Source organism: Staphylococcus sp. FSL K6-0223 (assembly GCF_038008285.1).
In genome coordinates this window covers 1,128,557-1,143,963 of the sequence record NZ_JBBOYX010000002.1, presented here as the reverse complement: position 1 = coordinate 1,143,963, position 15,407 = coordinate 1,128,557, and the positions used below count along the sequence as shown (strand labels likewise).

General features: G+C 34.2%; 16 protein-coding genes. 10 read left to right on the top strand and 6 right to left on the bottom strand.

Features of this window, described 5'->3' with window-relative positions; all coding sequences use genetic code 11:
* Nucleotides 1–227 precede the first annotated feature (227 nt).
* The 3 genes from MHI13_RS16465 to MHI13_RS16455 all read right to left on the bottom strand — a co-directional run bounded on the left by MHI13_RS16465 (nt 228) and on the right by MHI13_RS16455 (nt 3,672).
* A complete protein-coding gene (locus MHI13_RS16465) occupies nt 228–1,379 on the bottom strand; it encodes an FAD-dependent oxidoreductase (RefSeq protein WP_002433126.1) in 1,152 nt (383 codons plus the stop codon).
* Between the two features lie 371 nt (nt 1,380–1,750).
* Entirely contained in the window at nt 1,751–2,581 is an 831-nt protein-coding gene (gene thiD, locus MHI13_RS16460) for a bifunctional hydroxymethylpyrimidine kinase/phosphomethylpyrimidine kinase (protein WP_002433211.1), read from the bottom strand.
* A 107-nt stretch (nt 2,582–2,688) separates the two neighbouring features.
* Entirely contained in the window at nt 2,689–3,672 is a 984-nt protein-coding gene (locus MHI13_RS16455; protein ID WP_002433371.1) for a choloylglycine hydrolase family protein, read from the bottom strand.
* A gap of 168 nt (nt 3,673–3,840) precedes the next feature.
* Here MHI13_RS16455 and MHI13_RS16450 point away from each other — a divergent pair, with 168 nt between their 5' ends.
* From MHI13_RS16450 to MHI13_RS16435, 4 genes are all read left to right on the top strand, one after another.
* Nucleotides 3,841–4,491, top strand: coding sequence for a uracil-DNA glycosylase (locus tag MHI13_RS16450; RefSeq protein WP_002433321.1), 651 nt, complete (start codon nt 3,841–3,843; stop codon nt 4,489–4,491).
* A gap of 11 nt (nt 4,492–4,502) precedes the next feature.
* Nucleotides 4,503–4,865, top strand: a complete 363-nt coding sequence (locus MHI13_RS16445) for a DUF5327 family protein (protein ID WP_002433511.1) — start codon at nt 4,503–4,505, stop codon at nt 4,863–4,865.
* Between the two features lie 24 nt (nt 4,866–4,889).
* Entirely contained in the window at nt 4,890–5,258 is a 369-nt protein-coding gene (locus tag MHI13_RS16440; RefSeq protein WP_162488584.1) for a DUF423 domain-containing protein, read from the top strand.
* Nucleotides 5,259–5,371: 113 nt separating this feature from the next.
* Nucleotides 5,372–6,838 carry an APC family permease gene (locus tag MHI13_RS16435; RefSeq protein ID WP_064210399.1) on the top strand — a complete coding sequence of 489 codons (1,467 nt, stop codon included), beginning with the start codon at nt 5,372–5,374 and terminating at the stop codon, nt 6,836–6,838.
* 108 nt (nt 6,839–6,946) lie between these two features.
* On the opposite strand, the gene MHI13_RS16430 is transcribed toward MHI13_RS16435, so the two are convergent.
* The 3 genes from MHI13_RS16430 to hemQ form a co-directional block, all read right to left on the bottom strand.
* Complete coding sequence (locus tag MHI13_RS16430; protein ID WP_002433140.1) at nt 6,947–7,399, bottom strand: threonine/serine exporter family protein; 453 nt, start codon at nt 7,397–7,399, stop codon at nt 6,947–6,949.
* Between the two features lie 14 nt (nt 7,400–7,413).
* Nucleotides 7,414–8,178, bottom strand: a complete 765-nt coding sequence (locus MHI13_RS16425; RefSeq protein WP_002432978.1) for a threonine/serine exporter family protein — start codon at nt 8,176–8,178, stop codon at nt 7,414–7,416.
* 430 nt (nt 8,179–8,608) lie between these two features.
* The gene (gene hemQ, locus MHI13_RS16420) at nt 8,609–9,358 is read right to left on the bottom strand and encodes a hydrogen peroxide-dependent heme synthase (protein WP_002433460.1); all 750 of its coding nucleotides are present in this window, start codon (nt 9,356–9,358) and stop codon (nt 8,609–8,611) included.
* 172 nt (nt 9,359–9,530) lie between these two features.
* Between hemQ and pta the strand changes: the two genes are divergently transcribed.
* From pta to MHI13_RS16390, 6 genes are all read left to right on the top strand, one after another.
* On the top strand, nt 9,531–10,520 hold the full coding sequence (gene pta / locus MHI13_RS16415; protein WP_002433310.1) for a phosphate acetyltransferase: 990 nt from the start codon (nt 9,531–9,533) through the stop codon (nt 10,518–10,520).
* Nucleotides 10,520–11,359: a lipoate--protein ligase family protein gene (locus MHI13_RS16410; RefSeq protein WP_002469905.1), complete on the top strand. Its 840-nt coding sequence runs from the start codon at nt 10,520–10,522 to the stop codon at nt 11,357–11,359. Before pta ends, MHI13_RS16410 begins: the two co-directional genes overlap by 1 nt.
* Nucleotides 11,360–11,880: 521 nt before the next feature.
* Nucleotides 11,881–12,801 (top strand): mevalonate kinase, encoded by a 921-nt coding sequence (gene mvk, locus MHI13_RS16405; RefSeq protein ID WP_002433365.1) that lies wholly within the window; start codon nt 11,881–11,883, stop codon nt 12,799–12,801.
* Nucleotides 12,802–12,805: 4 nt separating this feature from the next.
* Nucleotides 12,806–13,789: a diphosphomevalonate decarboxylase gene (mvaD, locus tag MHI13_RS16400; protein ID WP_002433277.1), complete on the top strand. Its 984-nt coding sequence runs from the start codon at nt 12,806–12,808 to the stop codon at nt 13,787–13,789.
* A 12-nt stretch (nt 13,790–13,801) separates the two neighbouring features.
* The gene (locus tag MHI13_RS16395; RefSeq protein ID WP_002433171.1) at nt 13,802–14,878 is read left to right on the top strand and encodes a phosphomevalonate kinase; all 1,077 of its coding nucleotides are present in this window, start codon (nt 13,802–13,804) and stop codon (nt 14,876–14,878) included.
* Between the two features lie 156 nt (nt 14,879–15,034).
* Nucleotides 15,035–15,376, top strand: coding sequence for a DUF1450 domain-containing protein (locus tag MHI13_RS16390; RefSeq protein ID WP_002433135.1), 342 nt, complete (start codon nt 15,035–15,037; stop codon nt 15,374–15,376).
* Nucleotides 15,377–15,407 lie beyond the last annotated feature (31 nt).

Genomic DNA, 15,407 nt, shown 5'->3' with positions numbered 1-15,407 from the left:
TCCTCCTTTGTCTCTCTACACTCTATATAGTAAATGAGTTTCTTTAAAAATACATGGGGCTATGGTATCAACTTTGAATACTACGAACATCGGAGAGATATCTCAGACTTTATGCCTAGAAATTTAGAGAAGTATTTGAAACCTCATTCAACAAAATATTTTAATTTCAATGATGATCTAAAAAACTGGCTTACACTTAAAGTAAGCCAGTTTCATTTACATATTTATTAAATATTACCTTTAAAGAGTTCAACTAGACGATGTGGACTGTCCTCACCTAGACATATATCCAATAATTCATGGGATTCTCTAGCTTCTTCTTCGCTTCTAGGGAACATGGTTTCTTCATAATCTTTAATAACGCTATTTAAATCTCCATTCATTTTTGCAATGCTTTCTGCTAATTCCGCGGCATCTAACATAGCTAAGTTTGCGCCTTCACCTGAAGGAGCCATTAAATGAGCCGCATCTCCGATTAAAGTAACGCCTTGTCGTCTTTGCCAACGATGTTCATCAGGCAATGCATTAATTTTTCTTGGAGTAATTGAGGATTCAGCTTCCGTAATCAATGCAGTAATTTCATTAGGCCAACCTTTAAATTCATTAGCTATGGTTTGTGTCGCTTCCTTTTTATTTGAGAAATCAATGTTGTCAATCCACTCTGAAGAGCATTGCATCTGTACATAAGTATGAATAATACCCCCATATTCACGATGTGCTACGATACCTTTTCCTGGAGATAATGCAAACATTTGGCCTTGTCCTACAACTTTTGCAGTTTCAGGATATTGGTTATCAACGTCATGAAGGTATGTTTCTATAAATGTGTAACCAGTATAATGAGGTGTAATATCAGTTAAAACTTTACGTACTTTAGACCATGCGCCGTCTGCACCTACTAATTTGCTAGTAGTTAAAGATGTATCATCTCTAAAGAACACTTGGTATTGTCCTTTTTCCAATTCTTCTACACGATCCACTTTTTTATTCCACCCTATTGTTTCGTTAGGTAATGAATCAATTAAAATTTGTCTTAAATCTCCACGTAAAACTTCAGGTCTACCATTATTTTCGTCAGCAGGCGCATCGTGAAGTAATTCCCCATTAGAATTAAATATACGTGCTGCGTCTGCGCCTTCATGAATAATAGAATGAAACTCATCCATCAGATGAGCTTTTTTAAGTGCAACTTGTCCATTATGTTCATGTATATCAAGTTGACCACCTTGCGTACGTGCATTTGGAGATGTATCAATTTCATAAACCTTAGATGGTATACCATTGACATACAATACTCTGGCAAGTGTCAAACCTCCGATGCCTCCGCCAATGATTGTAATAGGTTCAGTCATCCCCACGTTTTGATCTTCAATATTCATGTTATAATTTTCTCCTTTTTAAAAGGTTTCATTTACCATTGTTTACTACAGTAAAGGTTGTTTTAAACATATTCGTTTTAATATTTTTAGAGTGAAGATTCTAAAACGTGTGATAAAGGTGGAATATACACATAAAAATTTCCGATATAGAAAAATAAAAAGCTTTCAATCACCTTATTAATCAATAAAAAGTGATTAAAAGCTTTAAATTAAAAGAGGATAAACATCAATTCATATCTCAAACGCTTCTAACATTTTTGAGTTAGATGACTGAATTTGAACTGTGTTTATATCAAGCTTTTGTCTATTCTAGCCATCTTAGAAAACTATATAGAATGAATTCTTATTTAAGAAATCAATGCAGTATTTCTTTAAACTTCTGTTACTTCGACTTCGATGTGTTCGATGCGATGATATGCACCATGATCAACAGGTCCTACAAATTCATTCATTTTCCAACCGTTTTTGATTGCAGATGCTACGAAAGCTTTAGCAGCGATGACTGCTTCTCTTGGAGATTTGCCGTTAGCTAGGTAAGCAGTTGTCGCAGCTGCGAACGTACAACCTGCACCGTGGTTATAACTTTGTTGGAACATATCTGTTGTTAATTGATAGAATTTATCGCCATCGTAGTATAAATCATAAGATTTATCTTGATCTAGCGCTTTACCACCTTTGATAATCACGTGAGGTGTACCTGCATCATAAATGATTTGAGCAGCTTTTTTCATATCTTCGATTGAAGTTAATTTTCCTAAACCTGAAAGTTGGCCAGCTTCAAATAAGTTTGGCGTTACTACTGTTGCTTTAGGTAGTAAATATTTAATCATTGCGTCAGTATTTCCTGGGTTAAGTACTTCGTCTTCACCTTTACAAACCATGACTGGGTCTACGACGAAGTAATCTGCACCTGATTCTTCATAAACTTCGCCAGCACGTTTAATGATTTCTTGAGTACCTAACATACCCGTCTTGATTGCGTCAGGGCCAATAGAAATCGCAGTTTCAAGTTGCTTTTCAAAGACATTCATATCTAGAGGTGTTACATCATGAGACCACGTTTCTTTATCCATCGTAACGATAGATGTCAAAGCCACCATTCCGTACGTATCTAATTCTTGGAATGTTTTAAGGTCTGCTTGCATACCAGCTCCCGCACTCGTATCAGACCCTGCAATTGTTAATACTTTCTTTAAAGCCATAATTTTATTCACTCCCGTTAAGTTCTAATATATCCTTAATCATACCACGTTTATCGGGTAAGCTAAATGTTTATAGCTTTTCGAAAATGAAGGACCGCATGAATATATTACGCATTTAATTTAGAAATATGTAATTCATTGTTAATAGGAAGAAATGTCATATCGTCCTTTGATAGTAATTCTTCATTTAATTGAACTTTGAAAAGTTGATTACTAAAGTATGGCTTAATGTAATAAGCTTTATCTTTACTATCCATAACTAATTGATATTGTGTGTAATGTGTTTCTCCAGCATCTAGCACAGCTCCTTGCGGTATACTGACAGAGTCTAGGATTTTAAAACAATTCATAAGGTTGATATCTTCATTATGAGAAGATGATAAATGATGTCTTAAATAAGTGGCACGCACGAATCGTTCTGTAGATGTATAGCCACCTGGTAGACCATTAGTGCCAGCTTCACATCCCATGGAACGCACTAATACTTTGCCAACAAGCTGATTTGTTGATTTCTCAGGTTGAAGGAAAGCATAATTTCTTAAATTTTGAATATGCCACTCAAGTTTAGGTGCGTTGGTTAATACCTTAACGTGGTTGTCTTTAACGATAAGTAGTCCGTTATGGGGTTCCACTGCAACTGTATGTCCTGACGCATCAGTGATTATAAAATGCAGGGGTGGAACTATATTTAATGTAGTATTTTTTTCATTCATAATGTTGATGTTTTTCACTTTTTGTTTGAGTTCTTCTATACTTTTAACGAAGCCAAGCACCCACACTATAAATTCTTCAGGTGCTAAATTGAAATAGCCATACCGTCTATGGTTGCTATATGAAGCTTCACCAGTGAAATAATGGTTTGAAATTGCCACTCCATGTTCATTGATGCCATCACCAAAGCGATATCTTCCGACTTTTAAATTAGTGCCTACGAAACCGTATTGAAGTCGTAATTCTGATTCTAAGTCAAATTGATACTGATAGTGTCGAGGTACCACAGTAGGTATGCCGTTAAATTCGAATGCGAAATCCATTGTTCTAGCTAAATAATGATGTTTTGATTTTGTGAAAAATGAAAAACCAGTACACATATGTCTACGCTCCAAACTTCTGATATAAATTGATTTAGTAGTACTATAGCCAAAAATATTTATATTGTAAACTTTTAAATATTATAGGTTTACATTTTTGAAGTAGTAATTTAATCTTCATAACTTCTTATCATTGAATATGTTAAAATATGTCGAGAGGTGAATGCGATGAAATGGTCAGAAGTTTTTCATGATATAACGTCAAAACATGACTTTCAGGAGATGCACGATTTTCTAGAAAAAGAATATACAACTAAAATTGTGTACCCAGATAGAAAGAATATTTACCAAGCATTTGATTTAACACCGTTTGACAATATAAAGGTAGTTATACTGGGGCAAGATCCATACCATGGACCTAACCAAGCACATGGTTTAGCATTTTCAGTGCAACCTAATGCTAAATTTCCACCTTCATTGCGAAATATGTACCAAGAACTAGAAGATGATATTGGTTGTCATAGGGTATCACCACATTTACAAGATTGGGCTAGAGAAGGTGTGCTTTTATTAAATACTGTGCTGACAGTGAGACAAGGAGAAGCACATTCACATAGAGATATCGGATGGGAAACATTTACTGATGAAGTGATTGAAGCGGTTTCTAAACATCGTGAAAATGTTGTTTTTATATTATGGGGCAAACCTGCTCAACAAAAAGAGAAACTCATTGATACATCTAAACATTTAGTTATAAAATCTCCTCATCCTAGTCCATTATCTGCTTTTAGAGGTTTCTTTGGTTCTAAGCCTTATTCAAGAACGAATGAATATTTAAAAGCTAAAGGAAAAGACCCTATTAATTGGTGCGAAGGTTAAGGTGATAAATGATGCGCAATGATAAAATGATTCATTTGATTGAACAAGAATTAGTGCAAGCGGATGAAGCTCAGACTGAGGCTGAATTTGAAAAGCATATGTATGCTATACATACATTAACTTCTCTATACACTTCTAGTGATAATCAAACTTCGGTTCAAGATAGGCATGAGGCATCCAATGCTCAAGTTTTATCTTCGCAACGCAAAGAATCGAATCAATCAAATCATAATAAAAATCAAGTGTCAGCTGCTGAAATTGAAGCAATGGGAGGTAAAGTACCTCAATCAATGAAAAATGAACATACGTCTCATTCAAATTTAATGACTACAGATGACAATATAGGAAATGGCGAGTCTATTTTCGACTTTTAAACATAAAGGAGCACAATTGAAATGATGAAATTATTTATAATTCTAGGTGCACTCAATACGATGATGGCTGTCGGGACAGGCGCTTTTGGTGCACATGGTTTAGAAAACAAATTATCTGAAAAATACATGTCTGTTTGGGAAAAAGCGACAATGTATCAAATGTATCATGGTCTCGGACTATTAATTATTGGAGTAATTAGCGGTACTACTGCTATTAATGTTAATTGGGCAGGTTGGTTACTTTTCTTCGGGATCGTCTTCTTCAGCGGTTCTTTATATATCTTAGCACTTACACAAATTCGAATTTTAGGTGCTATTACACCAATTGGCGGCGTGTTATTTATAGCAGGTTGGTTAATGTTAATTATCGCTACATTCAAATATGCAGGCTAAATACTCATAACTAACAAACATTTTTAAGCTTAAAATTCTAAAGAAAATAGTATTTTTGATATTTAAAAACTCACCAAATCGGGTATAGAATACCTTCGAGGTGAGTTTTATTTATGGAAAATAATAAAGTAGATAGAGGTGACCTTAAGCAAAACCTTTCTGAAAAGTTCGTATGGGCAATTGCTTACGGCTCATGTATCGGTTGGGGTGCTTTTATTTTACCAGGGGATTGGATTAAACAATCAGGACCTATTGCATCCTCTATAGGCATCGTCATCGGTGCGTTATTAATGATTTTAATCGCCGTTAGTTATGGGGCGTTAGTTGAGAAATTCCCGGTTTCAGGGGGAGCATTTGCTTTTAGTTTCTTAAGTTTCGGTAGATATGTAAGTTTCTTTTCATCTTGGTTTTTAACATTTGGCTATGTCTGCGTCGTAGCACTAAATGCTACAGCGTTTAGTTTATTAGTTAAGTTTCTATTACCCAATGTTTTAAATAATGGAAAGTTATATACAGTTGCAGGTTGGGATGTCTACATAACGGAGATTATCATTGCAACAGTACTATTATTAGTCTTTATGATTATCTCAATTAGAGGTGCGAGTGTATCTGGATCACTTCAATATTATTTCTGTATTGCAATGGTTGTCGTTGTCTTACTTATGTTCTTTGGTTCATTCTTTGGTAGTAACTTTGACTTAAGTAATTTACAACCTTTAGCTAATTCAGATAAAGGTTGGTTTAGATCTATTATCATGATTGTGGCTATCGCACCATGGGCTTATGTAGGTTTCGATAACATTCCGCAAACCGCAGAAGAATTTAATTTCGCACCAAATAAAACATTTAAATTAATTGTTTATAGCTTACTAGCAGCAGCACTAACTTATGTTGTCATGTTACTTTATACTGGATGGTTAGGCACACATTCTAAAAGTCTCAACGGTAACTTATGGTTAACAGGTGCAGTTACGCAAGGAGCATTTGGTTACATTGGTCTTGGTGTATTAGCTATTGCTATCGCAATGGGTATCTTTACAGGACTCAACGGTTTCTTAATGAGTTCAAGTCGTCTTTTATTCTCTATGGGACGTTCTGGTATTATGCCTACAGTATTTAGTAAATTGCATAGTAAATATAAAACACCATATGTTGCTATTATCTTCTTAGTGGGTGTAGCATTAGTAGCGCCTTGGTTAGGACGTAATGCATTAAATTGGATTGTTAACATGTCGTCAACAGGTGTCTCTATTGCATACTTCATTACTTGTTTATCAGCAGCAAAACTATTTAGTTATGATAAACAAAGCAACACATACGCGCCTATTTATAAGACGTTTGCGATTATTGGTTCAATCGTATCATTTATCTTCTTAGGATTACTCTTAATTCCAGGATCGCCTGCATCATTGCCAGGACCTTCTTACATTGCTTTAGCAATTTGGCTAGTGATAGGTCTTATCTTCTTCTTTATCCGCTATCCTAAGCTTAAGAAGATGGATAATGACGAATTAAGTCGTTTAATTCTTAACCGTTCTGAAAATGAAGTCGAAGACATGGTTGATGAACCTAAGAAATAATTTAATTAATACAAAAAATGTTTCTTTAATATAGTTTTGAAATAAAGAAAGCTCAAAGATGATTTACATTAATAAAATCATCTTTGAGCTTATTCTATATATATGGAATTATAATTTTTTTCGTGTACGATCAAAGCCTGAGATAACTATTTTAGAGATTTGGTCAGCAAACAATAAGCCTAAAGCAATTGCTCCTGCAATCAATGTTACTTCAAGCATCGTATTAATTGCTCTGCTGAAATGAAGTAATACTAAATTTTTAGTAGCATCGTAAGCAAGTCCACCTGGAACTAAAGGAATAATACCAGTAACCATAAAGATAATGACTGGTTCTTTCATATGGCGTGCCATGTAGTGGCTTAATAAACCTAATGCTAAACTTCCAAAGAAACTTGAATAGATAGTGTGAACTTGTAACCCATCAAAGAATAGAATATAGACCATCCAACCACATGCACCAACAAATCCACATGATAGATACAATTTCCTAGGCGCATCAAATATGACACAGAAGAAGAGTGAGGCGAGAAAACTAAATACAAAATTCAATATCCAAAACATTTTCTACATGCCTCCTAAACTAAAATTAAAATTGAGCTAACGCCTGCACCAATACCGAATGAAGTCACTAACGCCTCTAAAGATTTAGTAGTAAACATCAACATATGCCCACCAAATAAATCTTGAATCGCATTAGTAATTAATACTCCTGGTACAATCGGCATGACTGCTGCGATGATGATTGTTGCTAAATCGCCACTTGGTACAAGCGAATGTCCAATGACTGCAATAATACCAATCACTAATGAACCTAAAAATTCTGGTATAAATTGTGCATGTAATTTGCGATCAAGAATTTCAACTACTAGATAACCAAAACTCCCAGCTAAAATCGCTGTAATTACATCAATGAGACGTCCTCCTTGTAAATAAAGAAAACTCATTGCGATTATTGCTGCAGCTATACCTTTGAAGGGAAGACTACTGTCCCTCTTGGCTATATAAATATCTTCTAATTTTTTCTTAGCTTCTTCTAGATCAATTGTGCCATTAGTAATTTGTCTTGAGATTTCATTAGCTTGAGAAATTTTTATAAGATTTGTATCACGTGATTTAATTCTATATAAACGCTGATACGATTCATTATGTAACGTAAATTGAATAACAGTATTCGTTACAAAGCTATTACTTTCTGAATAACCTAACTTTCTAGCGATGCGAGTCATTGTGTCTTCGACTCTAGTACCCTCAGCGCCAGATTCTAATAATATTCGGGCAGCTAACATGACTACATCTTTAATTAGACTTTCATGAGCTGTTTCATTTGATTCAATAGTCATTACATCACCAATTTTTAAAATATTTTGAATTTAATATTATTATAGTAGATGTGATTAAAAAAGACCACATACATAAACTTTAACCCTATTCGCAAATGTGAAAGTTAAACTAAAATATAATTAATTTATTTAAATAAGTTCAATTTTAAACCTATCATGAAATTATTCGGTAAAAGTGTATATTTTTAATTTTATCGTGTTTCAAATGTTTCAAAATGGTTAAAATAATATTAGTTAACGATTACAAAGAATATATTGGGTAGCGACTGTATATTCTCTGAAGTTAACTTAATACGTAGTAGTGATTAAAGTTCTCCCAAGGATACTACTAGGAAGGCACACTTCGAGTTCTCCGAAGTGTGCTTTTTCTATTTTTAAGTATATAAAAAAGCTATGAAGAAATATCTTCATAGCTTTCTGCAGTCAAAAATTAAATATTAAAGAATTCATTGAAATCGTCTGTATTTAAGATATGACCTACATAGAAACTACCAAAATCGCCATAACGCGCTGTAGTTTCGTCAAAACGCATTTCGTATACAATTTTCTTAAATTGTAATACATCGTCTGAGAATAATGTCACACCCCATTCAAAATCGTCAAAACCAACAGAACCAGTGATAAATTGTTTGATTTTACCGGCATATTTACGTCCAATCATGCCATGGTTATACATTAAATTCTTACGTTCTTCTAAAGGTAACATATACCAGTTATAAGTTTCATTACGACGTTTATCCATAGGATAGAAGCAGATGTATTCAGAATGAGGAAGTTCAGGATACAATCTAGCTTTTACATGTGAATTTTCATACGGGTCTTCGTCAGATTTGCCGGCTAAGTAATTACTTAATTCAATCACTGAAACGTAAGAATAAGTAGGAATTAAGTAGTCCGCAATACGTAATTTATTAAAATCATTTTCAATTTTATTTAAGTCTTTCATTTCAGGACGTAAGAACCATAATAGTAGGTCTGCTTTTTGGCCTGTAATATTATAAATTGCTTGATCACCTGTGTGTGAATCTCTTGCTTTAGATTTATCTTCAACAAATGATTTTAATTCAGAAATCATTGCCTCACGCTCGTCTTCTGGAACTAAACGAAATGTAGTCCAATCCATTGCATAAAACAAATGTAAACTATACCAACCATCTAAAGTTTCGGCTGCTTCACTCATAGTTATCGCTCCTTATCTTCAAAATCTTAATCAATTCACGTTAAATTTTATCATAAACAAACTAGGAACTCCTAAGTAAATGTTTACAATTGAGTGAAATGGAATTCTACTACAAAATGACGTATAATTTGAAATGTAAACGTTATTATGAATGTGAATTGAGGAGGACATTATGGCTGATTTATTAAATGTATTACAAGAAAAATTATCTGGAAAAAATGTAAAAATTGTATTACCTGAAGGGGAAGACGAAAGAGTTTTAACGGCAGCAACGCAATTACAAGAGAGTGATTATGTTTCACCCATCGTGTTAGGTAATGAAGAAAAAATTAAATCTTTAGCAGAAGAAAAATCTCTCAATTTAACTAATATTGAAATTATTGATCCTTCATCAAGTGATTTAAAACCTGAATTAGTAGATGAATTTGTAGAGCGTAGAAAAGGTAAAGCGACTAAAGAACAAGCTGAAGAAATGTTAGATAATGTTAATTATTTCGGTACAATGCTTGTTTACACTGGTAAAGCCGCAGGTTTAGTAAGCGGTGCTGCACATTCAACTGGTGATACAGTACGTCCAGCATTACAAATTATTAAAACTAAACCAGGTGTATCTAAGACTTCTGGTATCTTCTTTATGATTAAAGATGACGAGCAATATATCTTCGGCGACTGTGCCATCAACCCTGAATTAGATGCTCAAGGATTAGCTGAAATTGCTGAAGAAAGTGCTAAGTCTGCACTAAGCTTTGGTATGGAACCAAAAGTAGCAATGTTAAGCTTCTCTACAAAGGGCTCTGCTAAATCAGACGACGTGACTAAAGTTCAAGAAGCATTAAAATTAGCTCAAGAAAAAGTTCAATCTGATAATATTGAAAATGTTGTGATTGATGGGGAATTCCAATTTGATGCTGCGATTGTCCCTAGTGTAGCTGAGAAAAAAGCGCCTGGCGCTAAAATTCAAGGAGACGCTAATGTGTTTATCTTCCCAAGTCTTGAAGCAGGTAACATTGGCTATAAAATTGCACAACGTTTAGGTGGTTATGATGCAGTTGGTCCTGTTCTTCAAGGTCTAAATTCGCCTGTTAATGACTTATCACGTGGATGCTCAACTGAAGATGTTTATAACTTATCTATTATTACTGCAGCTCAATCACTACAATAATGGATTTATCAAGTAAATATTTTAACCAAATACCGTGGCGTTATGTGGATCATTCAACGGGTCTGGAACCCATGCAATCCTTTGCATTTGACGATACATTCTCTGAAAGTGTTGGGAAAGACTTATCATGTAATGTAGTAAGAACTTGGATTCACCAACATACAGTTATCCTTGGTATACACGATTCAAGACTTCCATTTTTAAGTGATGGCATACGTTATTTAACAAATGAAGTAGGCTATAATGCCATTGTGAGAAATTCAGGTGGACTTGGCGTAGTATTGGACCAAGGTGTGCTTAATATTTCTTTAATATTTAAAGGACAAACTGAAACAACTATAGATGAAGCTTTCACAGTAATGTATCTATTGATATGTAAGATGTTTGAAGACGAAGATGTAGATATTCACACACATGAAATTGAACAATCTTATTGTCCTGGTAAATTCGATTTAAGTATTGATGGCAAGAAATTTGCTGGTATTTCTCAAAGACGTGTACGTGGAGGTATAGCGGTTCAAATCTATCTTTGTGTAGAAGGATCGGGTTCTAAGCGTGCTGCTATGATGAGAGACTTTTATCAACACGCACTCAAAGGAGAAACAACCAAGTTTCGTTTCCCTAATATTGATCCTGAATCTATGGCTTCATTAGAGACGTTACTCAATAAAGACATTAAAGTTCAAGATGTAATGTTTTTACTTTTATATGCACTGAAAGATTTAGGTGCTCAATTAAATATGGATCCAGTCACTGAAGATGAATGGCGACGATATGAAGGTTATTTTGAAAAAATGATCGAACGAAATGCAAAAATGCATCAAAAATTAGATTTGTAAAGCGTGCGTAAGAATATTTTAAATAGATGAGTAAGTGAATAGGAGAAGGTCTACAAAAAACTCGATTTGTAGACCTTCTCTACTTGTATTATCAAATAAAGAATAAATTCTTATATCATTAGTTATAGATATATATTCCCAGGTCTTTTTGTAGTATCATATGTAAGGTGGAAAATTTTAGAAAACTTTAGTTAAAATTTATTAAATGTTTACATAATCGAAGTTAAAGGTAAATATAATTCATAATTTTGATAACTCTATTTAAGAGTTTTATACTATTAAAGTATTGTTAGTTATCAAGAAAAGAGTTATTATACTCTTTTGTAGTTAAAAAATACTGATATTAAAATATTGCATCGTTAAACAGTGGCAACACAATTGTAAAATTCGCTAAAATAGTAATTTCAATGATGTCTAAATATAGACGTATTTATACGTAATAAAAATTATTTTTCAAATTAATTATCAGATAGTGTCAATGAATTAAAGTATATATAAGGTATATAAAAAGGTGAGAAAACATGACGAGACAAGGATACGGGGAGTCTACCGGAAAGATTATTCTAATAGGTGAACACGCAGTAACATTTGGTCAGCCAGCAATCGCCATCCCATTTAATGCTAGTAAAATAAAAATATTAATCGAAAGTATGGAGGAAGGTAACTATTCTTCTATTACAAGTGATGTATATGATGGCATGTTATATGATGCACCTGAACATCTAAAGTCTATCATTAATCGTTTTATAGAAAGAAGTGGTGTAAAAGAACCACTTTCTGTAAAAATCCAAACGAACTTACCTCCTTCAAGAGGACTAGGTTCAAGTGCAGCCGTAGCTGTTGCATTTGTTAGAGCTAGTTATGACTTCATGGGAGAACCTTTAGATGATGAAACATTAATCAAGGAAGCAAATTGGGCAGAACGTATTGCACATGGTAAACCAAGTGGGATTGATACACAAACTATAGTTTCTAATAAACCTGTATGGTTCAAACAAGGGCACGTTGAAAACCTTAAATCACTTCAACTTGATGGTTATATGATAGTTATAGACACTGGAGTCAAAGGATCGACTAAACAGGCAGTAGAAGATGTTCATAGATTGTGTGAAGACCCTGAATACTTGAGCCATATTAAACATATTGGATCTCTTGTTCATGAAGCAAGTGAATCTATTGAAAAACATGACTTTAATCATCTTGCAGATATATTTAATCAATGCCAAAAAGACTTAAGACACTTAACCGTTAGCCATGATAAAATAGAAAGACTATTAAAAATAGGTGAAGAACATGGTGCTATCGCTGGTAAGCTTACTGGAGGAGGACGTGGCGGTAGCATGCTTCTTCTTGCGCAAGATTTACAAACTGCCAAAAAGATCGTAGCAGCTGTTGAAAAAGCAGGCGCAGCACATACGTGGATTGAACATTTAGGAGGGTGAACCATTGGTGAAAAGTGGCAAAGCACGTGCGCACACAAATATTGCGTTAATCAAATACTGGGGTAAAGCTGATGAATCATATATTATTCCGATGAATAATAGTTTATCTGTCACGCTAGAACGTTTTTATACTGAAACACAAGTAACGTTTGACGCGTCACTAACTGAAGACCAACTTATTCTAAACGGGGAAGAAGTTGATGCTAAAGAAACAACTAAAATCCAAAAATATATGGATATCGTGAGAGATGTTGCTGCCACAGATTTACATGCTAAAATTGAAAGCAATAATTTTGTTCCTACAGCGGCTGGATTAGCTTCATCGGCTAGTGCATACGCTGCATTAGCAGCTGCTTGTAATGAAGCACTTCAATTAGGTTTATCAAGCAAGGATTTATCTAGATTAGCACGTCGAGGTTCTGGTTCAGCTTCAAGAAGTATCTACGGAGGCTTTGCTGAATGGGAGAAAGGTCATGATGATGCGACTTCTTATGCTCATGCTATTGATGCTAATGATTGGGAAAAAGATCTTTCTATGATTTTTGTAGTAATCAATAACCAATCAAAAAAAGTCTCAAGTCGTTCAGGGATGTCTTTAACAAGAGAAACATCTCGTTTCTATCAATATTGGCTTGACCATGTTGATCAAGATTTAGCTGAGACAAAAGAAGCAATAAAAAATAAAGATTTCAAACATTTAGGTGAAGTTATAGAAGCAAATGGTTTAAGAATGCATGCTACAAATTTAGGTGCACAACCGCCATTTACATATTTGGTTCAAGAAAGTTACGATGCGATGGCTGTCGTCCATCAGTGTCGTGAAGCTGGCTTGCCTTGTTATTTCACCATGGACGCAGGACCAAATGTTAAAGTGTTAGTTGAAAAGAAAAATAAACAAGCTGTCGTTGAACAATTTTTAAAAGAATTTGATGAATCGCAAATTATTGTAAGTGATATTATTAGTACTGGCGTTGAAATTATTAAGTAAGGAAGAGATAGAATGATACAGGTCAAAGCACCCGGAAAACTTTATGTCGCAGGTGAATATGCTGTAACAGAACCAGGCTATAAATCTGTCCTTATTGCAGTAGACAGATTTGTTACAGCAACAATAGAAGCCTCTAATGAAGTTGAGGGAAGTATTCATTCCAAAACATTACATTACGAACCTGTAAAATTTGATCGTAATGAAGATAAAATTGAAATTTCTGATGTGCAAGCTGCTAAGCAATTGAAATATGTAGTTACTGCTATCGAGGTATTTGAACAATATGCACGCAGTTGCAATATCAAACTTAAACATTTCCACTTAACGATTGATAGTAATTTAGCTGATGATTCTGGCCAGAAGTATGGCTTAGGATCAAGTGCTGCTGTTTTAGTTTCAGTTGTAAAAGTATTGAATGAGTTTTATGACATGCAACTTTCGAATTTGTATATCTATAAATTAGCAGTTATAGCTAATATGAAATTACAAAGTTTGAGTTCTTGTGGGGATATAGCAGTGAGTGTATACAGCGGTTGGCTTGCTTATAGTACATTCGATCATGATTGGGTTAAGCAACAGATGGAAGAAACATCTGTAAATGACGTGTTAGAAAAAAACTGGCCAGGACTTCATATTGAACCATTACAGGCACCAGAAAATATGGAAGTTTTAATTGGATGGACAGGTTCTCCTGCATCATCACCACATTTGGTTAGTGAAGTAAAACGTCTAAAATCTGACCCAAGTTTCTACGGTGAATTTTTAGATCGATCACATGATTGTGTAGAAAGTTTAATTCAAGCGTTTAAGACTAATAATATCAAAGGCGTTCAAAAGATGATACGACAAAATCGTCGTGTTATTCAATCAATGGATGTTGAAGCAACAGTTGATATAGAAACAGATAAACTTAAGAAATTATGTGACATTGGTGAGAAACACGGTGGCGCATCTAAAACATCTGGCGCTGGTGGCGGTGATTGTGGTATAACAATTATTAACACTATCATTGATAAACAGTTAATTTATGATGAATGGATAGCGCAAGGAATTAAACCATTAAAATTTAGGATTTATCATGGACAGTAATAAAAACAGCCTTTATTAAAGGTTGTTTTTTTATATGGTGTATATTATCGATTAAATCAACTTGAAATTTATAGCAAAAAGAGTAAAATAATTAGAGTTATATAGAGAAATGATTATGATATGAGCTGATTTAATAATAGAAAGGTGGGTAGCAAGATGCAGAATAAATTTCTGATTTGCGATGAATGTCAGGCAGTTAATATTAAAACGTTGAAAAAGAAATTAGAAAAATTAGATCCTGAAGCGGAAATTGAGATTGGCTGTCAGTCATACTGTGGTCCGGGAAGACGTAAGACCTTTGCATTCGTTAATAATCGCCCACTTGCTGCTTTAACTGAAGAAGAGTTAATGGAGAAGGTCATTAAACAATTGAAGAAACCACGTGATCCTGAGGAAGAAGAGCGTTTAAGAAAACGTAATGAAGAACGTAAACGCCGTAAAGAAGAGCAAGACCGCAAACTTAAAGAGAAACTCGAAAAACGTAAAGCGGCTAAATAGATAAATACTAAAAAAAAGGAACTAACGTAGC

Excerpts from the sequence above, each read along its gene's own strand:
- MHI13_RS16465 (WP_002433126.1), bottom strand. The coding sequence starts at position 1,379 with ATGAATATTGAAGATCAAAACGTGGGGATGACTGAACCTATTACAATC.
- thiD (WP_002433211.1), bottom strand. The coding sequence starts at position 2,581 with ATGGCTTTAAAGAAAGTATTAACAATTGCAGGGTCTGATACGAGTGCG.
- MHI13_RS16455 (WP_002433371.1), bottom strand. The coding sequence starts at position 3,672 with ATGTGTACTGGTTTTTCATTTTTCACAAAATCAAAACATCATTATTTA.
- MHI13_RS16450 (WP_002433321.1), top strand. The coding sequence starts at position 3,841 with ATGAAATGGTCAGAAGTTTTTCATGATATAACGTCAAAACATGACTTT.
- MHI13_RS16445 (WP_002433511.1), top strand. The coding sequence starts at position 4,503 with ATGCGCAATGATAAAATGATTCATTTGATTGAACAAGAATTAGTGCAA.
- MHI13_RS16440 (WP_162488584.1), top strand. The coding sequence starts at position 4,890 with ATGAAATTATTTATAATTCTAGGTGCACTCAATACGATGATGGCTGTC.
- MHI13_RS16435 (WP_064210399.1), top strand. The coding sequence starts at position 5,372 with ATGGAAAATAATAAAGTAGATAGAGGTGACCTTAAGCAAAACCTTTCT.
- MHI13_RS16430 (WP_002433140.1), bottom strand. The coding sequence starts at position 7,399 with ATGTTTTGGATATTGAATTTTGTATTTAGTTTTCTCGCCTCACTCTTC.
- MHI13_RS16425 (WP_002432978.1), bottom strand. The coding sequence starts at position 8,178 with ATGACTATTGAATCAAATGAAACAGCTCATGAAAGTCTAATTAAAGAT.
- hemQ (WP_002433460.1), bottom strand. The coding sequence starts at position 9,358 with ATGAGTGAAGCAGCCGAAACTTTAGATGGTTGGTATAGTTTACATTTG.
- pta (WP_002433310.1), top strand. The coding sequence starts at position 9,531 with ATGGCTGATTTATTAAATGTATTACAAGAAAAATTATCTGGAAAAAAT.
- MHI13_RS16410 (WP_002469905.1), top strand. The coding sequence starts at position 10,520 with ATGGATTTATCAAGTAAATATTTTAACCAAATACCGTGGCGTTATGTG.
- mvk (WP_002433365.1), top strand. The coding sequence starts at position 11,881 with ATGACGAGACAAGGATACGGGGAGTCTACCGGAAAGATTATTCTAATA.
- MHI13_RS16395 (WP_002433171.1), top strand. The coding sequence starts at position 13,802 with ATGATACAGGTCAAAGCACCCGGAAAACTTTATGTCGCAGGTGAATAT.
- MHI13_RS16390 (WP_002433135.1), top strand. The coding sequence starts at position 15,035 with ATGCAGAATAAATTTCTGATTTGCGATGAATGTCAGGCAGTTAATATT.